We start from the raw sequence: 23199 nt of genomic DNA, 5'->3' as shown, positions 1-23199 counted from the left end.
CCATGCTTTCTTCTTCGGGTGTTGGGGGGGGGCGTGGGGGGGGGGGCCCCCCGCCCCCCCCCCCCCCCCCCCGGGGGGGGGGGGGGGGGGGGGGGGCCGGCCCCCCCCGGCCCGGGTGGGTCAGACGGAGGCCGCGGGCAGGCCGAGGAGTTCGGCGGAGCCGTTGCGGTTGTGGCGCTCCTGCCAGAGTTCGAGGGCGCTGCGGCAGGCGTGGTCGAGGTGGCGCACACCGGCGAGGTCGAGCCGCACGGGACGGTCGGCCGGCAGCTCCTCCAGGGATTCGAGGGTTTCGAGGAGACGGGGCAGCCGGAGGAAGGTGGCGTTCCCGTGCAGGTTCACCCGGACGGCGCCGTCGGGGAGTTCGGTGACCGCGACCTGGAGGTGGGAGGTGTCCCAGGCGCTCTTGAGCACCGCGAGCAGGAGCCCGAGCAGCACCCCTTCCAGGAGGTTGGTCACGACGATCGCGATCGCCGTGGCGGCCAGGATCACCGCCTCACCGCGGTCGGCCCGCCAGAGCGGCCGCAGGGTGCGGACCGGGACCAGCTTGGCCCCGGCGTGGACCAGGACGCCGGCCAGCGCGGCGAGCGGGATGGCGGAGAGGAAGCCCGGGAGCAGGGCCGCGAAGAGCAGCAGCCAGAGGCCGTGGAGGACGCGGGAGGCCTTGGTCCGGGCGCCGGCCTGGACGTTGGCGGCGCTGCGGACGATGACGGCCGTCATCGGCAGCGCGCCGAGCAGGCCGCAGAGGGTGTTGCCGACGCCCTGGGCGAGCAGTTCGCGGTCGTAGTCGGTCCGCGGGCCGTCGTGCAGACGGTCGACGGCGGCCGCGCTGAACAGGCTCTCGGCCGAGGCGATCAGCGCGAAGGCGACGGCCGTGCCGAGCACCCCGAGGCTGCCGAGCGCCGCGAGGTCGGAGGCTCCGGGCAGGTGGAGGACCCCGGTGAGTCCGGCCACCTCGACCCGGGCGACGGGCAGGTCGAACAGGGCGGTGACGGCCGTCGCGCCCGCGACGGCGGCGAGTGGTGCCGGGACTGCCCGGACCCGGGCCGGCAGGCGCGGCCAGAGCAGCAGGACCGCCACCGTCCCGGCGCCGATGGCGGCCGCGGCCACCGCGTGCGGATCCCCGGCGACGTCGGCGGCCAGCCCGGGGATTCCGGCGAGCTTGGCGGGGCCGCCGGCCGGCGCCTTGGCGTCGGCGAGCGCGTAGAGCTGACCGGCGATCAGCACCAGGCCGATGCCGGCCAGCATGCCCTGGACGACCGAGACGGAGATCGCCCGGAACAGCCGGCCGAGGCGGGCGGCGCCCAGGGCGAGCTGGAGCAGGCCGGCGACGGCGGTGATGACGCCGAGGGTGGCGAGGCCGTGTTCCTGGACGGCCGCGAGGACCAGCACGGTCAGGCCCGCGGCGGGGCCGGACACCTGAAGGCTGCTGCCGGGCATCAGGCCGGTCACCAGGCCGCCGACGATGCCGGTGACCAGGCCGAGTTCGGCCGGGACGCCGGAGGCGACGGCGACTCCCACGCAGAGCGGGAGGGCGACCAGGAAGACGACGAGGGATGCGGGGAGGTCGGAGCGCAGAGTGCTCAGCCGAAGGGCGGGACGACGAGTCATCGGGTCCTCGGGAGAGTGCGGAGGGTTCGGTGGACGGTGCGGTGGAGGGGCGGTGGAGGGGCGGTGGAGGGGCGGTGCGGTGGAGGGGCGGTGCGGTGGAGGGGCGGTGCGGTGGAGGGGCGGTGCGGGGAAGGGCGGCGCGGTGGCGGACCGTGCGGTGGCGGACCGTGCGGCGGAGTCACAGCGGGAGGAAGAGGCCGGCGTCGGCCCGGTGCGCGAGCACCAGTCCGGTGTGGATCTCGTAGAACCAGCCGTGCAGCCGGATCCGCCCCTCGCTCAGCCGGCGGGCGACGGCGGGGTAGCCGCGCAGCCGGTCGAGCTGGGCGAGCACGTGGCGCTGCACCGGGCCGGCCACCGTCGGGTCGAAGACGTCGGCACCGTCCGCACGGAGCGTGGCCCGGTCGGCATGGAGCAGCCAGGAGCGGACGGCGGGCACCACGCTGAGGTCCTCGCCGCGCACGACGGCTCCGACCGCGCCGCAGTGCGAGTGTCCGCACACCACCAGGTCGCGGACGCCGAGCACCTCGACGGCGTACTCGATGGTGGCGGTCTCGCCGGAGGCGGCGTCGGCCCGGTAGGCGGGCACGATGTTGCCCGCGGTGCGGAGCTCGAAGAGGTCGCCGGGATCGGCGCCGGTGATCAGCGCGGGCACCACCCGGGAGTCGGAGCAGGTGATGAACAGGGCCTGCGGGGCCTGGCCGGCGGCGAGTGCGGTGAGTTCCCGGCCGGTGTCGCCCACGCGCTGCGGGAACGCCCGGGCCCGGTCGATGAGCGGTTCCATGGTGGTGGATGCCTCCTTCGGTGACCCTCGCGGCGTCGGCCGGGAGGGGCGGTGGACGGGCAGGCACGTCGGAACCAGATGCCCCCGGACGGGTGGGTGCGGCCGCGGCGGGTCGATGGCGCGCCGCGCAGCCGCGTCGGTGACCCTCGGTGCTCCCCCGGTGACCTGATGACGCGTCAAGGGGAAGTAAAACACGGGTATGGGGTCGGCAAAAGCTCGTCCAGGGCTCAGAGTGTGCCGATCTGGTTAACATCCTGTTGCCATGAACGGCACACACCCTTCCGCCTCGGCCTGCGCACCCCGGAAGGAACCTGACGGAGCGTCAAGACGTTGATGCACTCGCACTTTCCGCACGCCCCTCGCGAGGTCCGCGCGCCCCCGAACACGCCTGCGGGCCACCGCTGTTCGGGGAACGGCGGTGGCCCGGACGGACGGATCGACGGGGCGTCAGCGACGCAGGGTGGTGACGGTGAGGCCCGGGGCCGAGCGGATCTCGGCCTCGGTGAAGCGTTCGGTCACCCACTGCTTGTCGGCGTAGCGGCGGGTCTGGTCGGTGAAGTGCGGCGAGGTCGGGTCGGCCGACTCGCCGTAGGTGAGCAGGGTCCGGGTGCGCGGACCGCGGTCGGTCAGTTCGGTGGCCATCAGAAAGCCGGCGCCGAGCGGGACACCCTTCAGGTCCGCGGGGCAGGTGCCGCCTCCGGTGCCCGAATCAGGCCCGGCCGTGAGCACGTTGAAGCAGCCGGTCCCACTGGAGCAGCCGTGCAGCGGGATGCGGGCGGGCCGCCGGCGCCCACCCGGCGGACAGGTCACCGGACGGACGCGGGCGGGTGGGCGCGCGGACGGGCCCGCGGACGGGGTCAGTCCCGGGGGCGGGGGGTGGGGACGAGGCCGGTCTGGTAGGCGAGCGCCACCAGCTGGGCGCGGTCGCGGGCGTCGAGCTTGGCCATGGCGCGGTGGATGTGGGTGCGGATGGTGAAGGGGCTGACGAACATCCGGGCGGCGATCTCCTCGTTGCTGAGACCCGTGGCGGCCATCGCCATCACCTCGCGCTCGCGGGCGGTCAGGGCGGCCAGGCGTTCGGGGGCGGCGGCGGGGCCGCGGTCCGGCTCCGGGTGGGCGAGCAGCTGGTCGATCAGGGCGCGGGTGGCGGCGGCCGACAGCAGCGGGTCGCCGGCGGCGACGCGGCGCAGGGCGGCGAGCAGCTCGGTCGGTTCGGCGTCCTTGCCGAGGAAGCCGCCGGCGCCGGCGCGCAGGGCCTGGGCGACGTACTCGTCGATCTCGAAGGTGGTGAGGATGAGCACCCGGGTGCCGGCGAGCTCGGGGTCGCCGCAGATGGCGGCGGTGGCGGAGAGGCCGTCGACGCCGGGCATCCGGATGTCCATGAGCACGACGTCGGGGCGGAGGTTCTTCGCCAGGTCGATCGCCTCGCGGCCGTCGGCGGCCTCGCCCACCACCTGCATGTCCTCCTCGGCGTCGATGAGGACGCGGAAGGCCCCGCGCAGCAGCGTCTGGTCGTCGGCGAGCAGTACTCGGATGGTCACGGGTGTTCCTCTCGGGCGGCGGTGCGCAGGGGCAGTTCGGCGGAGACCAGGAAGCCGCCGCCGGGCCGGCGGTCGGCGGTGAGGCGCCCGCCGACGGCGGCGGCGCGCTCGCGCATGCCGATCAGGCCGAAGCCTCCGCCGACCGGGGCGACGACACCGGAGCGGGGGCCGGGCGCCGGGCGCCCGTTGGCGACGGTCAGCAGGACACGGCTGCCGGAGTACGCGAGGGTGACGTCGGCGGTGGAACCGGCGGCGTGCTTGGCGACGTTGGTCAGGGACTCCTGGAGGATCCGGTACGCCGTGAGGTCGACGCCCGGGGAGAGCGGCTGCGGCTCGCCCTCGACGGCGAGGCGCACCGGCAGGCCGGCCCGTTCGAAGGCGCCGATGAGGTCCGGCAGCCGGTCCAGGCCGGGGGCGGGTTCGAGCGGGGCCTGCGGGTCGTCGGCGCTGCGCAGCAGGCCGACGGTGGCCTTGAGCTCGCGCAGCGCGGAGCCGGTGGCGTCGGTGAGGTGGCTGAGCATCTCGCGGGCCTGGGCGGGATGGCGGTCCAGGAGGTGGACGGCGATGCCGGCCTGGGCGTTGGCGAGGGCGATGTGGTGGGCGACGACGTCGTGCAGGTCTCGGGCGATCCGGATGCGCTCGTCGGCGACCCGGCGGCGGGCCTCCTCCTCGCGGGTGCGCTCGGCTCGCTCGGCGCGTTCCTCGATGGCGGCGAGGTGGGCGCGGCGCGCGCGGACGGAGTCGCCGATGGCTCCGGGCAGCAGGATCCAGGCGATGACGCCGATCTTGATGCTGATGGAGGTGTGCGGCTCGTTGATGACCGTGGCGACGGTCACCAGGACGGCCGAGACCGCGGTGGCGGCGCGCGCGGTGGTCCGGTCGGTGTGCACGGCGAGCGAGTACAGCGCGATCAGCAGCGGGGCGACCAGGCCGACGTTGAGCTGGGTCGCGACGAAGCAGAGGGCCAGGCTGCAGGCGAGGGTGACCCCGAAGACCACATAGGGCCGGCGGCGATGGCCGAACAGGGCGAGGCTGGAGAGGACCGCCAGGGTCAACGCGGCCGGGTTCGGCGCGATGGGGTTCCCGAGGCGGTCGATGGTGGTCGTCCCGGCGGTGACCACGAACACGGCGAGCACGAGCAGCACGTCGAGCAGGAGGGGGTGGCGGCTGCGTACGCGGCGCAGCCAGATCTCGGTCATGCTCGCTTCTCCCGGTCCGGGGCTGCCCTGGCGGGCCCCTCGCCGGGCCCGGACGATCCGGCGAAGGGAGTGGGGACGTACTGCATGTGGCGGGCATACTGCAGATGCAGTACATACCGACCATTGGAACGGTAGTACGGATGCGGTTCATACCATTTTGCCCGCCGGCGCGCCGCCGGGTCGGGCGCGGCCCCGCCGCGGCTCCCATGGGGGTGGGAGCCGCGGCGGGGCCGGATGGGTCAGACGCCCATGTCAGACGCCCACGGAGTGGCGGACCGGGTCGGCGTCGGGGCCGTCGGCCGGGGCCGGGACGGGCGCCGCGGTCTGCAGCTTGGCACCCTCGACGTCGACGTCGGGGATGATCTTCTCCAGCTTCGCCGGCAGCCACCAGGCGCGGCGGCCGAGCAGGGCGAGGACGGCCGGGACGATCGCCATCCGGACCACGAAGGCGTCGAGGGCGACGGCGGCGGCCAGGCCGAGTCCCATCATCTTGATCATCGGCTCGCTCATGCCGATGAAGCCGGCGAAGACGCTGATCATGATGAGCGCGGCGGCGGTGACCACCCGGGCGTTGTACTTGAAGCCGGTGACCACGGCCTCACCGGGCTCCTCGCCGTGCACGAAGGCCTCCCGGATGCGGGTGACCAGGAACACCTCGTAGTCCATGGCCAGACCGAACACCACACCGATCATGAAGATCGGCATCATGCTCATCACCGGGCCGGTCTGCTCGACGCCGATCAGTTCGGCGAGCCAGCCCCACTGGAAGACCGCGACGACGGCGCCGAGCGCGGCGACCACCGAGAGCAGGAAGCCGAGGGCGGCCTTGAGCGGGACGAGGATCGAGCGGAAGACCACCAGGAGCAGCAGCACCGCGAGGCCGACGACGACCGCGAGGTAGGGCAGCAGGGCGTCGTTGAGCTTCTGCGAGACGTCGATGTTCATCGCCGTCGCACCGCTGACCAGCACGGTCGCACCGGTGGTGGACTTCAGCTCGGGGGCCTTGTCGCGGATGGCGTGGACCAGGTCGGTGGTCGCCGCGTCGCTCGGGCCGGTCGCCGGAACGGCGTTGACCAGCGCGGTGTCCCCGGCCTGGTTGAACATCGCGGGCGCGACGGCGACCACACCGGGCAGCGCCTTGACGGTCTCGGCGACCTTGTCGGCCGCGGCCTTGGGGTCGGCCGTGCCCTTGGCGTCGACCAGGACGGTCAGCGGGCCGTTGAAGCCGGGGCCGAAGCCCTCGGAGAGGTGGTCGTAGGCGCGACGCTGGGTGGTGGAGGTGGGCTTGGCCTCGTCGCCGGGCAGGCCGAGCCGCAGGTCCAGGGCCGGCAGGGCGAGCACGCCGAGGCCGACCACGCCGAGGACCAGCACGGCGACCGGACGGCGCAGTACGAAGCGGGCCCAGCGGGTGCCGCCGTTGGGGCGGGCGCCGTCGGTCCCGGTCGCGGCGCGCTTGCCCTTGCGGTCCTTGCGGGACAGCGCCTTGCGGCCGAGGAAGCCGAGCAGGGCGGGGACCAGGGTGAGCGCGACCAGGACGGCGATCACCACGGTGCCCGCCGCGGCCATGCCCATCTTGGCGAGGATCGGGATGCCCACCACGGAGAGGCCGGCCAGCGCGATGATCACGGTGAGTCCGGCGAACACCACGGCCGAGCCGGCGGTGCCGACGGCACGCCCGGCGGCCTCCCTGGGCTCGTGGCCGTCGAGGAGCTCGGCGCGGTAGCGGGAGACGATGAAGAGCGCGTAGTCGATGCCGACGGCGAGGCCGAGCATCATCGCCAGCGTGCTGGTGGTGGTGGACAGGCCGAGGGTGCTGCCGAGCGCGGTGATCAGGGCGATGCCGAGGCCGACGCCGATCAGGGCGGTGAGCAGCGGGAGTCCGGCGGCCAGCAGCGAGCCGAAGGTGATCACCAGCACGACGGCGGACATCGCCATGCCGATCGCCTCGGCGGAACCGCCCGCCTCGCCGACCTCCATCAGCGCCGTGCCGCCGATGTCGACGGTCAGGCCCGCGTCGCGGGCGTGCTGGGCCGCGGCCTTCAGGGCCTCGGTGGCGGTCTCACTGACCTTGCCGGGCTTCTCGCTGTAGCTCACCGTCGCGTAGGCGGTGGTGCCGTCCTGGGAGACCGCGCCGGCCTGGAACGGTCCGACGGCGCTGACCACCTGGTCGGTGTGGGCGAGCTCGGCGACCGCCTTCTCGACCGTCTGCTGGTTCGCGGCGGCGGTGATCTTCTGGCCCGACGGGGCGACGAAGACGATCCGGGCCGAGGCACCGTCGGACGTGGCGCCGGGGAAGCGCTGGTCCATCAGGTCGAAGGCCTTCTGCGCCTCCGTGCCGGGCATGGCGAAACCGTCGTCGGGGGCGGCCGGCGCCTTGGCGGCCAGCACCCCGACGGCGGCCAGCAGGGCGACCCAGAGCAGGGTCACCAGCCGGCGCCTGTGGAAGGACCATCGGCCCAGGCGGTAGAGGAAAGTGGCCACGGGAGAGCGGACTCCTTACGGATGGCGGGCAGGTCGGGTTGGCCGGGCGGCGCACTCGGCCGGTGGGCCGGGGACGCCCGGAGCATGACCATCCTGGGTCGACGGGGGCCTCCTCCGCGTCGGCTCTGTGCAGGCATTCCGGACTAATGCGGACGCAGCAGTACGACCCCGGGCGGAGTAGTCCCCGGGGTGGAGGCCCGGGGCCGGGCTCCGACCTGCGGCCGAGGGCCGCTCCCGGGTGGCTGTCGGGGGTGCCGGTCGGGACGGCCGCCCGAGTCCGCGCCGCCCTGCGTCACCCGCGCGGAGGTGCGGACGGGCCGCGGCCCGGCGGGCGAAGTAGCGTGATGTGCCTGGCCCGGACTATTCGTCCAGGTTCGCAACGATGTGCCCTCACGGTTTCCGCGTCTCCGACGGCCCGAGGGGCGCACAGCCCGTCCACAGCCCGTCCCGTAGCCGGAGGTGCCCATGGGCGTTCCCGCCGCCCGCATCGTGTTCGACGAGGACGACCGCGCGGCCGTCGCGGAGGCGGTGAGCGAGATGCTCGCCACCGGGGCGCTCACCCTCGGTCCCTGGACCGAACGGTTCGAGCAGTCCTTCGCCGCCGAGCACGGCGCCTCGCACGCGGTCGCCGTCGCCAGCGGCACCGCCGCGCTGGAGATCGTCCTGCGCGGCCTCGACGTCCGCGACCGCGACGTGGTCGTCCCCGCCGTGACCTTCTACGCGACCGCCGGCGCCGTCCTGCACGCCGGCGGCCGGCCGGTGATCGCCGACGTCGACCCGGCCACCCTCGCGCTCGCCCCGGACACCCTGGAGGCCGCGCTCACCCCCGACACCGCCGCCGTCGTACTCGTCCACATCGGCGGGCTGATCACCCCCGAGGTGGACTCCCTGCGCGCGATCTGCGACGCCCGGGGCATCCCGCTGGTCGAGGACGCCGCGCACGCGCACGGCAGCAGCTACCGGGGCCGGGCCGCCGGGACCTTCGGCGTGGCCGGCGCCTTCTCCTTCTACCCGACCAAGGTCACCACCAGCGCCGAGGGCGGCATGATCCTCACCGAGTCCGCCGAGCTGCGCGACGAGGCCCGCATCCACCGCGACCAGGGCAAGGGCTCGTTCACCACCAACCACCACGTCCGGCTCGGCGCGTCCTGGCGGATGAGCGAGCCGAACGCCGCCATCGGCACCGTCCACCTGCGCCGGCTCAAGGAGTTCGTGGAGACCAGGCGCCGGGTCGCCCAGCGCTACGACGCGGCGCTCGGCGCGCTCGACGGGCTGGACCCGGTCACCGAGCCGGCCGGCTGCCGCGGCAACTACTACAAGTACGTCGCGCTGCTGCCCGCCGGCACCGACCGGGCGGCCTTCAAGCGGGCGGTCGCCGAGGAGTACGGCGTACGGCTCTCCGGCGAGGTCTACGACCTGCCGCTGCACCTGCAGCCGGTGCTCGCCCCCTACCGGCGCGCGGCCCTCCCGGTCGCCGAGGACGTCTGCGCCCGGCAGATCTGCCTGCCGGTCCACTCCGACATGACCGAGGACGAGACCGACCTGGTGATCGAGGCGGTGAGCGCCGTCCACCGCCGCTTCGCGGGATGACACGACACCGGCGGCCCCGCCGACCGGGAGAACCCGACAGGGATGAAGCAGACGAAGGAGAGGAAGCCGTGCGGATTGCGGTCACCGGGGGATGCGGATTCATCGGCTCACACGTCGTCGACCGGCTGCTCGCCGCCGGGCACGAGGTGCTCGCGGTGGACACCACCGACAAGTACCTCAACCCCGGCGCCGACCACGCCCGGATCGACATCCTCGACCTGCCCGCGCTCACCACCGCCCTGGACGGCTGCGAGGTGGTCTTCCACCTCGCCGCGCAGGCCGACGTCGAACGCGTCGCCGCCGACCCGGTCGGCGCCGTCCGCGCCAACATCGACGGCACCGAGGCCGTCCTGGAGGCGGCCCGGCGCAACGACCTCAGCCGCACCGTTCTGGCCAGCACGGTCTGGGTCTACGGCGCCGCGCTCACCGAGGCCGCGCTCGACGGCGAGGAGCAGGAGCTGGACGAGCACGTCCCGATCGAGCTGGAGCACAGCGGACACCTGTACGTCGCCACCAAGCTCGCCGCCGAGATGCTCGTGCACAGCTACCGCCAGCTCTACGGGCGGCACTTCACCATCCTGCGCTACGGGATCCCCTACGGGCCCCGGATGCGCGACTCGCTGGTGGTCGCCCGCTTCGTGCAGGCCGCGCTCGACGGGCGGCCGATCACCATCGCGGGCGACGGCCGGCAGAGCCGCAACTTCGTCTACGTCGAGGACCTCGCCGACGCCCACGTCCGCGCCCTCTCCCCCGCCGCCGAGGACCAGACCTTCGCGCTGGAGGGCTCCACCGCCGTCTCCGTGCGGGACATCGCCGACACCGTCGACGAACTGCTCGGACCGGTCACCATCGAGCACATCGAGGCACGGACCGCCGACTACGCCGGCCGCCGGATCTCCGCCGCACAGGCCAAGCGGCTGCTGGGCTGGTCGCCGCGGACCAACTTCGCCGACGGCGTGCGGCGCTACGCGGACTGGTACCGGGCCGAGGCCTTCCCGCGGTCGGACGCCTGAAGCCGGGAGGGGGCGGAACCGTGCCGCACGCGCTGCTGGTCTCCGGCTCGCTCGGCCAGGGCCACGACGTGATGGCCCGGGCCTGCGCGGACTCGCTGGAGGCGCGCGGGTGGACGACGGCCACCGTCGACGCCATGGCCCTGCTCGGGCAGCGCGCCGGCACCGCCGGGGAGGCGGTGTTCCGGCGGCTGCTCGGCCTGCCGGGCCTCTACGACGCGTTCCACTTCTCCGCGCTGCGCCCCGGCGCCCGGATCGCGCTGCTCGCCGACGCGGCGGCGCGGCGGCGGCTGGTGCCGGCGCTGCGGGCACTGCTCGCGGAGCAGCGGCCGGAGCTGGTGGTGTCGGTCTTCGCCACCGCCACCTCGGCGGTCAACCGGCTGCGCGGCGGGCCGCGGCCCTTCCGGCACCTGGTGCTGTGCACGGACGTCACCCCGCACCGGCTCTGGGTGCAGGAGGAGAGCGACCTCTTCCTGGTCACCTCGGAGGTCGCCGCCTGCGGCGTACGGCGCTACCGTCCCGACGCGCCGATCGCCGTGCTGCCCGCACCGCTGCGGGCGCCGTTCTACCGGCCGCCCTCGCGCGCCGAGGCGCGGGCGGAGCTGGGCGTGCCGCCGGGGGCCCGGTGCGTGCTGCTGATCTCCGGCGCGTGGGGCCTCGGGCCGCTGGCCCGCACGGCGGCGGCACTGGCCGACGCCGGTCCGCACGTGCTGGCGGTGGCGGGCAGCAACGCCGAGCTGGAACGGCGGCTGCGGCGGGCTGCCGCCCGTCGGCTGCGGCTGCACCCCTTCGGCTGGACGGACCGGGTGCCGGCGTTGATGGCCGCCGCCGACCTGGTGGTGACCAGCTCCGGCGACACCTGCAGCGAGGCCCGCGCGCTGGGCCGCAGACTGCTGCTCCTCGACGTGGTGCAGGGCCACGGCCGCGACAACCTGCAGCACGAGTTGGAACTCGGCCACGCCGACGTCGTCTCCGCCCGCCCGGAGGAGGTCGTCCGCTCCGCCCTGGCGGCGGTCGACCGCCCCGAGCCACCCCCCTCGCCCGGCGCCACCCCCGACGGCTGGCGCACGGGCTTCGCGGCGGCCCTGGAGCGGGTCGGCCTGTCCTGACGACCGGCCGCGCCGGACCCCTCGCCCCCGCACGCGCGGGGATGGGCGGTCAGCCGCGTGGGACGGCGTGGTCGCGGAGGGGGCCCAAGGTGAGGTCGTGGGCTCGGCAGTGGGCGGCGATCAGCGGGAGGGCGGCGAGGGTGGCGCGCCAGGAGTCGGGAGCCGAGGTGTCGTCGGAGTCGTGGAGGAGGAGGGTGGCGCCGCCGACCAGGTGGGGGCGGGCGGTGGCGTAGACGGAGGGGCCGGTCGCTCCCCGTTCCCAGTCGCGGCCCCAGGCCGTCCACAGGACGGTGCGCAGGCCCAGGCGGTGGGCGGCGAGGGCGAGGCCGGCGGTGAGGACGCCGTACGGGGGGCGGTACCAGTGCGGGCGGGTGCCGGCGAGGTCGGTGACCGCCTCGGTGGCGCGGCGGAGTTCACGCAGGTCGCGGGCGGGGGCCGGGCGGTACTGGCGGCGGTGGTACCAGCCGTGGACGGCGACCTCGTGTCCCCGGGCGACCAGCTCGCGGCCGACGTCCGGGGCGCGTTCCAGCATGGCGCCCAGCAGGAAGAAGGTCGCGTGGACACCGAGGGAGTCCAGGGCGTCCAGGATCGGCGGGGTGCCGCGCGGGTCGGGGCCGTCGTCGAAGGTCAGGGCGATGTGTCGCGGGTCGCCGTAGCCGGCGGTGCGGCGGGCGGCGAGGCGTTTGACGGGCGGCAGGCGGACGGCGGCCGGCGCGAGGTGCAGCAGTTCCACGGCGGCCGCGGTGCCCGGCAGGACGCCGGCCCTCACCCGAAGCGGGACGCCATCCGCCGGAACAGGCCGGGAGCGGCGCCGTGGAGGCGGGCCGGGTAGCCGAGCCAGTGCGGTACGAAGACCCGGTCGCGCTCGGTGGTGAGCGCCCCGAGGACGATGTCGGCCACCTCCTGGGCGGGGACCGGGCGGGGGCGTTCGCGCTGGTAGTCGGTGCCCCGGGTGGCGAAGAACGGGGTCTCGACGGCGCCCGGCAGGATCAGCCGGACACCGACGCCGGTGCCGCGCAGCTCGTACCAGAGGCTCTCGGCGAACATGGTCAGCCCGGCCTTGGTCGCCGCGTAGGCGGCCTCGTCGCGGACGCCGACCTGGCCGGCCATCGAGCCGAGCAGGACGATCCGGCCCCGGTCGCGCTCCAGCATGCCGGGCAGGAGCAGGCGGGTGAGCCGCAGCGGGGCGGCGAGGTTGACCTCCAGCATCCGGTCCAGGGTGTCGGCGGGGGTCGACGCGAAGGGGCCGCGCCAGCCGAGGCCGGCGCTGGCGACCAGGGCGTCCACCCGTCCGGCCGCGGCGAGGGCGGCTTCGGCGAGGCGCTGGGCGCCGTCGGGCTTGGCGAGGTCGGCGGGCAGGGGCCGGCCGCCGGTGCGGGCGGCGACCGCGTCGAGCCGGGCCTGGTCGGTGCCGGAGAGCAGCAGCCGCCAGCCGGCGGCGGCGAGCCGGTCGGCGGTGGCCGCGCCGATGCCCGAGGAGGCGCCGGTCAGCAGGGCGACCGGCGGGTCGGCGGCGGGTCGGCGCCGGGCCCGGGGGGAGGGCGGATGGTCGTCGTCCGTGGTCATGGCACCTGCCGCTCTGTGCGCGCCTCGCCGTCCGATTTGTCCGGCAAGTCACCTTCGCACGGCGGTTCCGTCAGGGCGACCGGGGTGCGGCCGTGAGTGGTCGTCGCCGGTGTCCGGGGGCGGTCCCAGCTCGGCCTCCACCTCGCCGAAGCGGGACAGGACGACGGTGCCGCCGACCGCCACCGCGAAGCCGGTCAGCACGCACCAGGCGTAACCGGGGCGGGCGCTGTCGCCCAGTGCGGCCACCCCGACCAGCGCCGGGCCGAAGGTCTCCGAGACGGTGCTGGCGGCGGTCGAGGCCGTCACCGTGCCGCGCTGCAGGGCGAGCGCGTACGCGAGGTAGCCGCCGAGGCCGCCCAGCGCCAGCCCGTACGCCGCCGGGTCGGTGAACACGTCGAGCGGGCCGGAGAAGTCGAAGACCCGGACGGCGAGACTGGTGACGCCGAAGCCGACGCCCGCCAACAGGCCCAGACCCACGGCCGCCGCGGTGCCGTCGCGGCGGGCGAGCAGCAGGGTGAGCAGCAGCATCAGCACGGTCGTGCCGAGCAGCGCCCAGTGGAACGCGGACGGCGCGTGGTCGCGGCCCGCTTCGCCGGAGCCGACGGCCAGCAGGGTGAGGCCGACCACCACGGCCAGGATGCCCAGCAGGTCGGCGCGGTGCAGCCGGGCACCGAGCAGTCGGGCGGCGGCGAGCGCGGTGACGGCGAGGCTGGCGTTGGTGACGGCCTGCACCAGGAAGAGGGGCAGGCTTCGCAGGGCGACGATGCTCAGCGCGAAGCCCACGATGTCCAGGGCGGTGCCGAGCAGGAAGCGCCAGGAGCGCAGCAGCGCCGCCAGCGGGCCGAACCGTACCCGGGTGATGTGCGGGGCCTCGCGCGCGCCGCCCGCCTGGAAGACCGAGCCGAAGCCGAAGCAGACGGTGGCGACCAGGGCGGTGGTGAGTCCGAGCAGCATGGCCCTCCCGGCGTCGGCGGGCGCCCCGGGGAACGGGGGTCACCCCCAGTGTCTGCCGGGCGCGGCCGTGGCGCAGAAGGGCCGTGTCAGCGCTCGGTCGGCGTCGGGGAGCGGTCGGCCTCAGCGCGCGGTCGGGGGACCGGCGACGTACGCGAAGACGCCGTTGGCCACGGGCAGCGTGGCCATCAGCGCGAGCCCGACGTACACATTCCCCCCGAGGTCGCCCGCCACCCAGAGGTCCGCCACCGTCGTGATGGCGACGGCCAGCACGCCGAGCACAGCGAGGCCGGCCAGCACCCCGCGGCGGCGGTTCGGCGGGCGCCTGCGGTAGTAGTCGCCGCTGATTCCGGTGGCGCCGAAGATGCAGATCCCCCAGGGCATGCCCTGGGTCCAGTCGTCCCCCAGCAGCAGCCGTACCGCCAGGGCGAGCAGGCCGATGAGCAGCGCCATCCCGATCTCGGCCAGGATCGTGGCCTTCACCAGGCTCCGGACGTGCATGTCCCGCTCCCCCTCCCCGTTCCCTGCGGGGAGGCTACCCCTGGCAGCCGTCAGCCGTCACGGCCGGTGCCCTCGGCGAGCACCGGGAGGGCGGACCAGACGGGCGGGAGCGCGTCCGGGTAGGGGTGGACGGTGTAGTGCTGCGGGGCCATCGCGGTCTCGCGTCCGCCGAGCGCGGCCATCACCGCGCGGTGGGCGGCGGCGGGGGTGAGGGCCGGGTGGGCGGTGGCGATGCGCGCGAGCAGGCCGTCGTCGTCGGTGCGGACGAGGTCGACCGCCGCGGCGGCGGGGCCGAGGGCCTCGGCGAGCAGGGCGCGGACGGCGTCGAGGTCGATCCAGTCGGCGCCGACGCGGTGCCAGTCGCCCGTCCGGGTGGCGGGGCGCAGGCCGCTGAGCGCGGCCAGCTCGGTGAGCGGGAGGGGGCGGTCGGCGGCCGCGGCGAGCACGGCGGGGACGGCGTGGGCGAAGCGTTCGGTGTCGGCCCGGTCGAGCACCTGGGGGCAGGCGAGCAGGGCGAACTCCAGGGTGCCGGTGGTGCGCAGGAGGTTGAGCATCAGCCGGACCGGCATCGGCTGGTCGGGCAGCCACTGGAGTTCGGGGTCGGCGGCGGGCGCGGGGCGGGCGTCGGACAGCGCCTCGGGGATGGCGAGGCTGAGGTCGTTGACGACGACCTGGCGGGCGAAGCGGGCGCCGCGCCGCTCGGAGACCTCGTCGATGAGCCGCCAGACCTTGTCGGCGTTGAGGGTGCTGTGCCAGTAGCCCGTGAAGGAGGCCGACTTGGTCCGGCCGATCAGCTCGTCGAGGTCGCCGGCCGCGGTGTCGAGGGCGATCAGCGCGTCCTGGGCGAGGGTGCCGATGTGGTCGGCGAGCGCGGCGCGCTGGCGGTTGGCGGACAGCGCCGAGATCACCAGGTCCGTGCGGTCGGCACGGTGGGCGGTGAGGGCGGCGAAGACGGCGAGCAGGACGGCCGAGGGGCCGGCCGCGGTTCGGCGGCAGACCGCTTCCAGGTCGGCGGCGGCGGTGCGGGAGCGCAGCAGGACGGCGGCCAGCCCGTCCGGCGGGCCGGTGATGCCGTCGGTGGCGAAGACCGTCGTGGGGCCGGTGGTGAGGATCGCCTCCCAGTGCTTGAGCGCGGCCGCGGTCTTGCGCCGGCCCTGCGTGCTCTGCTCCTGGGCGGCCACCTGGAGCGGGGTGCGGGAGGTGGCGGGCGGCAGTTCCTTGCCGGCGGCGAGGGCCAGCCAGTCCTGGATGAGCAGGGTGACGGCGGCGCCGTCGACTCCCGCGTGGCAGGCCGTCACGACCAGTCTGCGCACCAGCTCGCCGTCGGCGACGAGGGTGAAGCGCAGCCGCGGGGCGGCGCCGAGGTCGAGCGGCAGGGCGACATCGGCCTGTGCCAATTCATCGGCCAGCGCGTCGAGTTCGCTGTCCGTGCGGTCGCGGGCGGGCACGGTGACAACGGTGAACTCGCCTTCCGGGCAAACCTGCTGGTGCTCGGGAAAGGCGTCCGCGGCGGGGCCGGGCGGGAAGGCGGTGCGCAGCGACTCGTGGCGCTCGACCAGGGCGCGCAGCGCGTCGACGGCGGCGGGCACGGTGGTGCCGTCGGGGACCGGCCAGGCCGAGGCCTGGTTCATCTGCTCGGGCCGGTCACGCCGGATGCAGCGGATCATGTTGTCCTGGCCGAGGGTGAGCGGGCCGGTGCCGTCGCTCGCACCGGCATAGCGGACCGTGATCCGCCCATCGGCCTCTTCCACGTCGTACGTCACGTCGTGCGCGCCCTTCGGCTCGACAGGTCCCGACAGACCCCGGCGGGGATGCGGTGGGGAAGGTGGTGGGAATGCGCTGGGAATGCGGTGGGGACGCTATCAGCGCCGCGATCATCCGGAACAGACCAGAATTCTGGGATGCCGGAGCACATCTGACGCTTCGTCAACTACCTGACGTGGCACCGACATCGGCCATGGACCAGCGATGCAGACGGGCCCGGAAAGGGCGTTCGCCGACCGCCGCGAGGGCCGCGCGGAACGGGCCGGGGGCGGGCAGGTCGTCGATCCGGCACGGGCCCGGGCCGAGCGCGCCGGGGTCGGCGAGCAGCACCGGCGCCGGGCCGGCCAGCGGCAGGCCGAAGCCCTGGACGAGCCGGCCGCCGTACGCCTTGACGCAGGCCTCGCGGCGGCACCACAGCTCGGTGAACCGCTCGGCGGGCGCCGGGTCGGCCGCGACCAGGGCCGCCTCGGCCGCGGGGAAGTAGCGCCGGGCCAGCCGCAGGGCGCCGCGGGCGTCGCGGACCTCCTCCACGTCGACACCGACGGCGCGTTCCTCGGCGAGGGCGACGGCGGCGAGGGCTCCGGAGGCGGACTGGTTGACGGCGAGCCCGTCGATCCCGGGCTTGCCGTTCGGCCCGCGTCGCCAGACCAGCCGCGCGGGGTCGCGGCCGAGCCGGGCGCCGACGAGCAGCCGGGCGGCGCCGTGGGCGACGGTGAACCGCCGGCCGGAGCGCGGGTCCGGGCCGTCGGCTCGGGCGCGTTCGGCCGGGTCGAGCAGCTCGCGCAGGGCGCGGACCACCGGCTCGGGCTGGTCGGTGGGGATCAGCCAGACGTCGACCCGGTCGGCGCCCGCGCCACCCCCGGCGTCGGGATCGGCACCCGCGGTCACGGACCGGCGCGCAGGGTCAGGGTGGAGAGCACACCGAGCCGGGGGTCGAAGTCGGCGAGCAGCACGGTCCGCCGCTCGGCCCGCCAGGCCGGCAGCCGTTCGGCGAGTCGCGACCAGAGTCCGGTGAACGGCTGGCCGGCGGGGGTGCGCACGGCGTCCAGACCGGGCACCTCCAGCGCGGCGGAGAGCAGCACGGCCGCCCCCTCCCCCAGCGCCTTCACCTGCCGGCGCACCTCCTCGGCGGCGGATCCGGGGTCGGCACCGCCGTCCTGACGGACGGCCAGCTCCTCGCCCGGCGCGGTCTCGCAGACCAGGACGACCGCGCAGTGCCGCTCGGGCAGGGTGACCGGGGCGGCCGGCTCGTAGTGCAGGGCGGTCTGCTCGGCGAGCACGACGACCGCGCGCCGGGCGACGCCGGTCCGCTGGTACGCGGTGGCCGCGCGCAGTGCGCCGAACGCCCCGGCGGTGCCCTGGTCGCAGAGCGCCAGGGCGAGCGGTGTGCCCGCGCAGGAGCGGCTGAGCGCGAGCGAGGTGGGCGCGCCGGGCCGGACGTCGGGCGAGTCGAAGGCCTGGACGAGCACGTCGGCCGGCTCGCCAGGGGCGAGCGCCTCGGCCAGCAGTCCGGCGGCCAGTTCCTCGTAGGCGTGGCCGACGCCCTCGGCCAGCAGGTCCTCGCGCAGCGGCAGGCCGTAGGGGCGGACCAGGTCGGAGACGAAGACCCGCAGGTCGGGGTCGAGGGAGAGCTCGGAGCGGCCGTCGGAGTACCGCGTCAGCACCCGGGTGAGACCCGGCGCGGCGGGCACCGGTCAGTCCTCGGCGATGAGGTGCGAGGCGACGTAGTCGGCCAGACCGGTGACCGAGCGCAGGTCGTCCTCGGTGATCTGCTCGACGTCGACCTGCAGGTCGAGCGCCTCCTCCAGCTCCAGGATCAGCTCGATGGTGCCGGCCGAGGTGAGGCCGAGGTCGTCGAAGAGGCAGGCGTTCTCGGGGATCTCGGGCAGTTCCCGCTTGAGGACGCGCGGCAGCAGCTCGCCGAGGCTGTGCAGGATCCGGTCGCGCAGCTCGGTGTCGAAGGTCTGGACCACTTGGTCGGACATGGGTGGGACCGTCCCGTCGTACGTGGTGGAGTGGGGTCGGGGACGCCGGCCGGCCGGCGTACTGGAAAAGGCCGCTGACGTGACGTCAGTGCTCGACGACCATGGCGGAGAAGGTCGCTCCGATGCCGGCGGAGGCGATGAGGTAGCGGTCGCCGCGGCCGAGCAGCCCCCGCGTGGTGGCGGTGTGCAGGTTGATCAGGCTGTCCGCTGCGAAACTGTGCCCCACGGCGGGCACGTTGTCCAGCACCACCTTCCCGATCGGGAAACCGATCCGGCGCGCGATCATCCGCCAGGAGGCCTGGTTGACGTTGTGCGGAAGCAGCAGCGCGAGGTCGGAGAGGTCCAGACCGGCCTGGCCGAGGGCGGCCTCGATCGCCTCGACCATCACCGCCGGGTACTCGCGCTGGTAGCGGGCGAGCAGTTCCGGGTCCTCGGCCAGCCGGCCGTCGAACTCCGGGCGCTGGCGCACCGCGTAGGACAGCACGCGGTCCCGCTCGCCCTCGGCGCTGACCAGGCAGGCGGCCGCGCCCTCGGCGAAGATGCCGGTCTCGGGCACCACCTGGGCGTCCTTGGTGAAGGTCTTCTCCCCGGCGAGCACCAGGGCCAGCGCCTCCCGGTCGGGTTCTCCGGCGAGCAGGCGTCCGGCCAGGTCGACGGCCAGCAGGCCGACCGCGCAGGCGTGGTGGGTGACGGTGAAGGCCTGGGCGTGGCCGAGGCCGTAGCGTCCGAGCAGCTCGTGCAAAGGGTTGAGCGGGTAGGGCACCGCCACCGGCATGCTGCGCGCGTGGATCACGAAGCGGACGTGCCGTTCGCGTCCGCGCAGCTCCGGAAGGGCGTCGACGGCGGCGCCGAGCAGGTCGGGCAGCGTCCCGTCCGGGTCCAGTCGCAGCTGGTCCAGGCCGTGGAAGCGGCGGAAGAGTCGAAGTTGACGTGGGGTCAAGCCGATGCGCTCACCCACTGCCTCGATGGGCACGATGTGGTGGGGGAGGTGAACGGCCACTGCCTCCAGTGCGGTCACGCGGGCTAGTATTCCCACGCCCGACGGGTCCGCACAAGTGATCTCGGGCGGTTGCGGCACACATCCCGCACACCTCACCGACGGAACGCGCACCTCCGGTGCCGCCGTCCCCCGTTCCCCGCTTCGTCGAGCCGGTGGAGTCCCCGGATGACCGATCGTGAACCACCCGTCGCCGCGCCGCCGGTGCGCGCGGCGCTGGTGTCCCTGCTGGTCGAGGCCGCGCAGGCGCCGCCCGGCTGGGCCTCGCGGGTGACCCCGCAGGCCCGGCTGGACGGCGACCTGCTGCTCGACGAGACCGAGCTCGCGGCGCTGCACGAGGCCCTGCGCCGGGACTTCGGCCCGTCGGTGGACCTCGCCGCGCTGCGGGCCGGGCTCGACCTGGCCGGGTTGGAGGCGCTGAGCGTCGCCGACGTCGAACGGCTGCTGCCCGCGGAGGACGCCCGATGAGCCGCTTCCTGCTGGTGGTCCCGCCGCTGACCGGGCACGTCAACCCGACCGTGGGCCTGGCCCGGGAGCTGGTGGCGCGCGGCCACGAGGTGGCCTGGACCGGCACCGAGTCGGCGCTGCGGCCCCTGCTGGGACCCGACGCGCCGGTGTTCGGCACCGGCACCCGGGCGTTCCGGGCGCAGGGCGGACACGGGCTGGCCGCCGTCCGCTCGCTGTGGGAGGGATTCATCGTCCCGTACGCGCGGTTCACCGTGAAGGCGCTGGACGCGGCGGTGCGCGAGTACCGGCCGGACGCGCTGCTGGTGGACCAGCACACGCCGGCCGGGGCGCTGGTGGCCCACCGGCACGGGCTGCCCTGGGGCACCCTGGCGCCGGGCGCGATGGAGCTGGGACGGCCGTTCCGGGCGCTGCCGCTGGTCGAGCAGTGGATGTCCGACCTGCTCCGGGGCCTGTGGCAGCGGGCGGGGCTGCCCGCGGAGGAGTACACCGACCCGCGGTTCTCCCGCGCGCTGGTGCTGGCCTTCACCGGCCCGGCGCTCACCGGTCCGGCGCTGACCGGGGCGGAGCCGACCGGCGCCGAGGCGCTGCCGGCCCAGTACGCCCTGGTGGGGCCGGTGCTGGCGGACCGGCCGGCCGATCCGGCCTTCCCGTGGGAGCGGCTGCTGCCGGGGCGCCGGCGGGTGCTGGTCACCATGGGCACCCTCTCCGGCGAGCTGGGCGCGGACTTCCTGGCCCGGGCCGCGCGGGCGCTGGAGCTGACGGGGCCCGGCGTGCAGCCGGTGTTCGCGGCGCCCGGCGAGCTGCTGCCCGAACTGCCCGCCGGGGCGGTGGCGGTGGACCGGGCGCCGGTGCTGGAGCTGATGCGGCGCGGGGCGCTGGACGCGGTGCTGTGCCACGGCGGGATGAACACCGTCGGCGAGGCGCTGGCGCATGGGCTCCCGCTGGTGACGGCGCCGATCCGGCACGACCAGCCGTTCGTGGCGGCGCAGCTGGCGGCGGCCGGGGCCGGACTGCGGGTGCCGTTCGCCCGGGTGACGCCGGATCACCTCGCCGGCGCGCTGCGGAGCGTGCTGGAGGAGCCCGCGTACCGGGCGGCGGCGGCCCGGGTCGGCTCCGAACTGCTCGCCGGCGGCGGGGCCGTGACGGCCGCCGACCGGGTGGAGGCACTGGTCGCGACGGGTGCCCGTCGACCCAATCCACTGGTCTAGGCCATTGTTTCCGGGGCGCCGTTCACCCTAGGGTGGCCCGCAGCACCGCTTCCCAGGTGCCCCGCGCGCCGCCTTCCCGGCGCCCCGGCAACCCATCCCCGCTCGGGAGTTCTGGTTGATCGAGACCAAGGGGCTGAGAAAGTCCTACCCTTCCAAGAAACGCGGCCAGCCCCCCGTGGACGCCGTCCGAGGCATCGACCTGGACGTCGCGCCGGGTGAGATCTTCGGCTTCCTCGGCCCCAACGGCGCCGGGAAGACGACCACCCTGCGCATGCTCGCCACCCTCATCCGGCCGGACGGCGGCGAGGCCCGGATCGCCGGCGCCGACCTGTTCGCCGACCCCGCCGAGGTGCGCCGCCTGATCGGCTACGTCGCCCAGGGCGGCGGCACCACCGACGCCGTCACCGCCCGCGAGGAACTCGTGATGCAGGCGCGGATGCACGGCAAGGGCAAGGCCGAGGCGCAGGGCCGCGCCGAGGACGCGCTCAGGGCCTTCGAGCTCACCGAGTTCGGCGACCGGCCGTGCCGCACCTACTCCGGCGGCCAGCGCCGGCGCCTCGACATCGCGCTCGGCGTCATCCACGCGCCGAAGGTGCTGTTCCTCGACGAGCCGACGGTCGGCCTCGACCCGGCCAGCCGCGGCCACGTCTGGACCGAGATCCGGCGGCTGCGCGACGAGGGCATGACCGTCGTCGTCACCACCCACTACCTGGACGAGGCCGACGCACTCTGCGACCGGGTCGCCATCGTCGACCACGGCGGCATCGTCGCCGAGGGCACGCCCGAGACGCTCAAGCGCGAGATCTCCGGCGACGTCGTGCTCATCGGCCTCGGCGCCGGCGAGGCCGAACGGGCTGCCAAGGCGCTGCGCGAGCAGCCCGACCTGCCCGAACTGCACCGTCTGGAGCTGAGCGGCGAGGACGGGGTGCGGCTCTACCTGGACGACGGCGCCGCCGCCGTCCCGCGCCTGCTGCGGGCCCTGGACGGGGCCGGCGTCGTCACCGGCACCGTGCAGCTGCAACGGCCCAGCCTGGACGACGTGTTCCTGGCCCGCACCGGCCGCTCCATCGAGCAGTCCTGACCGCACCTCCGGATCCCTGAGGAGGGGCCCCATGAAGCTCGCCCGCGACACCTGGCTGGTCTTCCAGCGCCAGCTGCTGCTGATGTGGCGAACCCCGGTCTGGATCGCCGTCGGAGTGATCCAGCCGATCTTCTACCTGCTGCTCTTCGCGCCGCTGCTCAAGAAGGTGCTGGAGCCGATGGGCGCGCACAGCTACGCCGAGGCCTACCAGATCTACGTGCCCGGTCTGTTGGCCGTGCTGTGCATCTTCGGCGGCCTCTACACCGGCTTCAGCCTGCTCGGCGAGCTGCGGGCCGGGATCATCGAGCGGGCCCGGGTCACCCCGGTCAGCCGGCTCGCCCTGCTGCTCGGCCGGGCGCTGCGCGAGACGGTGGCGCTGCTCGTCCAGGCGGTGATCATCACCCTGATCGCGCTGCCGTTCGGCCTGCGGGTCGGCCCGCTGGACCTGGTGCTGGCCTTCCTGCTGATGGGCCTGCTCGCGCTGATGACCTCCGCGATCTCCTACGGGATCGCGCTGGTGCTGCCGGCCGACGAGGCGATGGCGCCGGTGGTCAACACCGTCGCCCAGCCGATCGCGCTGCTGTCGGGCACCCTGCTGCCGCTGGCGCTGGCGCCGATGTGGCTCCAGACCATGGCCAAGTGGAACCCCTTCTACTGGGCCGTGGAGGGCATGCGTTCGCTGTTCTCGGGCCACGTCGGGGACAACGTGGTCTGGCAGGGCCTGCTGGTGGTCGCGCTGATGACGGTGGCGGCGGTGTTCTGGTCGGCGCGGCTGTTCTCGACCCGGGTGCGCTGAGCTCCGGCGCGGGTGCGCCGAGCCCCGGCGCGGCGGGGCACTGCCCGCGAGGGCGGGGCGCCCGCCCGTGCCGGCGGGCCGGGCCGATCGCGGGCCCGGCCCGCCGTCGCGCCGTCACCGCAGGTGAGGCAACGCGCGGTTGGTTGTCCCGGCCGAGGCGGCGGGCCTATGGTCGGGTCGGCCGATCGTCAGTTCGTCGAGAGGAACCGCATGAACTCCCGGTCCGAGAACGTCCCCGCCGCCGGCCGCGCCGCGCTGCCCGCACGGCGCCGGGGCGCCCGGCTGGCCCTCGCGGGCGGGGCGATCGCCGCGCTGCCCGTGGTGGGCCTGCTGGCCGCCACCCCGGCCGCCGCCAAGCCGCCCATCAAGGCCGCCGAGGCCCGGCCGGCCGCGGTCACGGCGAAGCCGCCGGCCAAGGCGGTCGCCGCCAAGCCTCCGATCAAGGCGGTCACGGCCAAGCCGCCCGTCAAGGCGGTCGCGGCCAAGCCCCCGGTCAAGGCCGTCGAGGGCGGACCGCGGGCGGCCGGCACCCGCTGACCGCACGACGACGACGGCGGCGCCCC

23 protein-coding genes are annotated in these 23199 nt (G+C 75.2%); 8 read left to right on the top strand and 15 right to left on the bottom strand.

Going from position 1 to position 23199, the window contains the following annotated elements; all coding sequences use genetic code 11:
- Nucleotides 1-120: 120 nt before the first annotated feature.
- From ACFVVU_RS02555 to ACFVVU_RS02530, 6 genes are all read right to left on the bottom strand, one after another.
- Nucleotides 121-1608, bottom strand: coding sequence for a SulP family inorganic anion transporter (locus ACFVVU_RS02555; RefSeq protein WP_380688495.1), 1488 nt, complete (start codon nt 1606-1608; stop codon nt 121-123).
- Between the two features lie 178 nt (nt 1609-1786).
- On the bottom strand, nt 1787-2389 hold the full coding sequence (locus tag ACFVVU_RS02550) for a carbonic anhydrase (RefSeq protein WP_387787983.1): 603 nt from the start codon (nt 2387-2389) through the stop codon (nt 1787-1789).
- 447 nt (nt 2390-2836) lie between these two features.
- Nucleotides 2837-3118 carry a penicillin acylase family protein gene (locus ACFVVU_RS02545; protein WP_380688499.1) on the bottom strand — a complete coding sequence of 94 codons (282 nt, stop codon included), beginning with the start codon at nt 3116-3118 and terminating at the stop codon, nt 2837-2839.
- Nucleotides 3119-3246: 128 nt separating this feature from the next.
- Complete coding sequence (locus tag ACFVVU_RS02540; protein ID WP_380688501.1) at nt 3247-3930, bottom strand: response regulator; 684 nt, start codon at nt 3928-3930, stop codon at nt 3247-3249.
- The gene (locus ACFVVU_RS02535; RefSeq protein WP_387787980.1) at nt 3927-5129 is read right to left on the bottom strand and encodes a sensor histidine kinase; all 1203 of its coding nucleotides are present in this window, start codon (nt 5127-5129) and stop codon (nt 3927-3929) included. The genes ACFVVU_RS02540 and ACFVVU_RS02535 overlap by 4 nt, the downstream gene beginning before the upstream one ends.
- Nucleotides 5130-5381: 252 nt before the next feature.
- Nucleotides 5382-7610, bottom strand: coding sequence for an MMPL family transporter (locus ACFVVU_RS02530; RefSeq protein ID WP_387787979.1), 2229 nt, complete (start codon nt 7608-7610; stop codon nt 5382-5384).
- A gap of 465 nt (nt 7611-8075) precedes the next feature.
- Here ACFVVU_RS02530 and ACFVVU_RS02525 point away from each other — a divergent pair, with 465 nt between their 5' ends.
- The 3 genes from ACFVVU_RS02525 to ACFVVU_RS02515 all read left to right on the top strand — a co-directional run bounded on the left by ACFVVU_RS02525 (nt 8076) and on the right by ACFVVU_RS02515 (nt 11319).
- The gene (locus ACFVVU_RS02525; protein WP_387787978.1) at nt 8076-9200 is read left to right on the top strand and encodes a DegT/DnrJ/EryC1/StrS family aminotransferase; all 1125 of its coding nucleotides are present in this window, start codon (nt 8076-8078) and stop codon (nt 9198-9200) included.
- A gap of 68 nt (nt 9201-9268) precedes the next feature.
- A complete protein-coding gene (locus ACFVVU_RS02520) occupies nt 9269-10213 on the top strand; it encodes an NAD-dependent epimerase/dehydratase family protein (protein WP_387787977.1) in 945 nt (314 codons plus the stop codon).
- Between the two features lie 20 nt (nt 10214-10233).
- Nucleotides 10234-11319: a hypothetical protein gene (locus tag ACFVVU_RS02515; RefSeq protein ID WP_387787976.1), complete on the top strand. Its 1086-nt coding sequence runs from the start codon at nt 10234-10236 to the stop codon at nt 11317-11319.
- A gap of 49 nt (nt 11320-11368) precedes the next feature.
- Here ACFVVU_RS02515 and ACFVVU_RS02510 read toward each other — a convergent pair whose 3' ends face one another.
- The 9 genes from ACFVVU_RS02510 to ACFVVU_RS02470 all read right to left on the bottom strand — a co-directional run bounded on the left by ACFVVU_RS02510 (nt 11369) and on the right by ACFVVU_RS02470 (nt 19104).
- Nucleotides 11369-12088, bottom strand: a complete 720-nt coding sequence (locus tag ACFVVU_RS02510; protein ID WP_387787975.1) for a polysaccharide deacetylase family protein — start codon at nt 12086-12088, stop codon at nt 11369-11371.
- Complete coding sequence (locus tag ACFVVU_RS02505; RefSeq protein WP_380683346.1) at nt 12085-12885, bottom strand: SDR family NAD(P)-dependent oxidoreductase; 801 nt, start codon at nt 12883-12885, stop codon at nt 12085-12087. The genes ACFVVU_RS02510 and ACFVVU_RS02505 overlap by 4 nt, the downstream gene beginning before the upstream one ends.
- A 48-nt stretch (nt 12886-12933) precedes the next feature.
- Entirely contained in the window at nt 12934-13839 is a 906-nt protein-coding gene (locus ACFVVU_RS02500; RefSeq protein WP_380683347.1) for a DMT family transporter, read from the bottom strand.
- A 120-nt stretch (nt 13840-13959) separates the two neighbouring features.
- A complete protein-coding gene (locus ACFVVU_RS02495) occupies nt 13960-14337 on the bottom strand; it encodes a hypothetical protein (RefSeq protein ID WP_387787973.1) in 378 nt (125 codons plus the stop codon).
- A 50-nt stretch (nt 14338-14387) separates the two neighbouring features.
- Nucleotides 14388-16100, bottom strand: a complete 1713-nt coding sequence (locus tag ACFVVU_RS02490; protein ID WP_387787971.1) for a condensation domain-containing protein — start codon at nt 16098-16100, stop codon at nt 14388-14390.
- Nucleotides 16101-16263: 163 nt separating this feature from the next.
- Nucleotides 16264-16989, bottom strand: a complete 726-nt coding sequence (locus ACFVVU_RS02485) for a 4'-phosphopantetheinyl transferase family protein (protein ID WP_387787969.1) — start codon at nt 16987-16989, stop codon at nt 16264-16266.
- Nucleotides 16986-17792, bottom strand: a complete 807-nt coding sequence (locus ACFVVU_RS02480) for a hypothetical protein (protein ID WP_387787967.1) — start codon at nt 17790-17792, stop codon at nt 16986-16988. The genes ACFVVU_RS02485 and ACFVVU_RS02480 overlap by 4 nt, the downstream gene beginning before the upstream one ends.
- A gap of 3 nt (nt 17793-17795) precedes the next feature.
- Nucleotides 17796-18086, bottom strand: a complete 291-nt coding sequence (locus tag ACFVVU_RS02475; protein WP_380683353.1) for a phosphopantetheine-binding protein — start codon at nt 18084-18086, stop codon at nt 17796-17798.
- 85 nt (nt 18087-18171) lie between these two features.
- Nucleotides 18172-19104 (bottom strand): 3-oxoacyl-[acyl-carrier-protein] synthase III C-terminal domain-containing protein, encoded by a 933-nt coding sequence (locus tag ACFVVU_RS02470; RefSeq protein ID WP_387787963.1) that lies wholly within the window; start codon nt 19102-19104, stop codon nt 18172-18174.
- Between the two features lie 147 nt (nt 19105-19251).
- Between ACFVVU_RS02470 and ACFVVU_RS02465 the strand changes: the two genes are divergently transcribed.
- From ACFVVU_RS02465 to ACFVVU_RS02445, 5 genes are all read left to right on the top strand, one after another.
- Nucleotides 19252-19551: a hypothetical protein gene (locus tag ACFVVU_RS02465; RefSeq protein WP_387787961.1), complete on the top strand. Its 300-nt coding sequence runs from the start codon at nt 19252-19254 to the stop codon at nt 19549-19551.
- Complete coding sequence (locus ACFVVU_RS02460) at nt 19548-20759, top strand: glycosyltransferase (RefSeq protein WP_380683357.1); 1212 nt, start codon at nt 19548-19550, stop codon at nt 20757-20759. The genes ACFVVU_RS02465 and ACFVVU_RS02460 overlap by 4 nt, the downstream gene beginning before the upstream one ends.
- A gap of 175 nt (nt 20760-20934) precedes the next feature.
- Complete coding sequence (locus ACFVVU_RS02455) at nt 20935-21840, top strand: ATP-binding cassette domain-containing protein (protein WP_380683358.1); 906 nt, start codon at nt 20935-20937, stop codon at nt 21838-21840.
- Between the two features lie 31 nt (nt 21841-21871).
- A complete protein-coding gene (locus ACFVVU_RS02450; RefSeq protein WP_380683359.1) occupies nt 21872-22636 on the top strand; it encodes an ABC transporter permease in 765 nt (254 codons plus the stop codon).
- A 210-nt stretch (nt 22637-22846) separates the two neighbouring features.
- Nucleotides 22847-23173 carry a hypothetical protein gene (locus tag ACFVVU_RS02445; protein ID WP_387787957.1) on the top strand — a complete coding sequence of 109 codons (327 nt, stop codon included), beginning with the start codon at nt 22847-22849 and terminating at the stop codon, nt 23171-23173.
- Nucleotides 23174-23199: the final 26 nt, after the last annotated feature.

It is taken from the genome of Kitasatospora sp. NPDC057965 (assembly GCF_042887135.1).
In the GTDB taxonomy this organism is placed as follows: Bacteria; Actinomycetota; Actinomycetes; order Streptomycetales; family Streptomycetaceae; genus Kitasatospora.
This window is presented reverse-complemented; position numbering and strand designations above follow the sequence as displayed.

Coding starts and splice junctions, on each gene's coding strand:
- ACFVVU_RS02555 (WP_380688495.1), bottom strand. CDS start 1,608: ATGACTCGTCGTCCCGCCCTTCGGCTGAGCACTCTGCGCTCCGACCTC.
- ACFVVU_RS02465 (WP_387787961.1), top strand. CDS start 19,252: ATGACCGATCGTGAACCACCCGTCGCCGCGCCGCCGGTGCGCGCGGCG.
- ACFVVU_RS02500 (WP_380683347.1), bottom strand. CDS start 13,839: ATGCTGCTCGGACTCACCACCGCCCTGGTCGCCACCGTCTGCTTCGGC.
- ACFVVU_RS02505 (WP_380683346.1), bottom strand. CDS start 12,885: ATGACCACGGACGACGACCATCCGCCCTCCCCCCGGGCCCGGCGCCGA.
- ACFVVU_RS02535 (WP_387787980.1), bottom strand. CDS start 5,129: ATGACCGAGATCTGGCTGCGCCGCGTACGCAGCCGCCACCCCCTCCTG.
- ACFVVU_RS02460 (WP_380683357.1), top strand. CDS start 19,548: ATGAGCCGCTTCCTGCTGGTGGTCCCGCCGCTGACCGGGCACGTCAAC.
- ACFVVU_RS02450 (WP_380683359.1), top strand. CDS start 21,872: ATGAAGCTCGCCCGCGACACCTGGCTGGTCTTCCAGCGCCAGCTGCTG.
- ACFVVU_RS02495 (WP_387787973.1), bottom strand. CDS start 14,337: ATGCACGTCCGGAGCCTGGTGAAGGCCACGATCCTGGCCGAGATCGGG.
- ACFVVU_RS02550 (WP_387787983.1), bottom strand. CDS start 2,389: ATGGAACCGCTCATCGACCGGGCCCGGGCGTTCCCGCAGCGCGTGGGC.
- ACFVVU_RS02525 (WP_387787978.1), top strand. CDS start 8,076: ATGGGCGTTCCCGCCGCCCGCATCGTGTTCGACGAGGACGACCGCGCG.
- ACFVVU_RS02475 (WP_380683353.1), bottom strand. CDS start 18,086: ATGTCCGACCAAGTGGTCCAGACCTTCGACACCGAGCTGCGCGACCGG.
- ACFVVU_RS02445 (WP_387787957.1), top strand. CDS start 22,847: ATGAACTCCCGGTCCGAGAACGTCCCCGCCGCCGGCCGCGCCGCGCTG.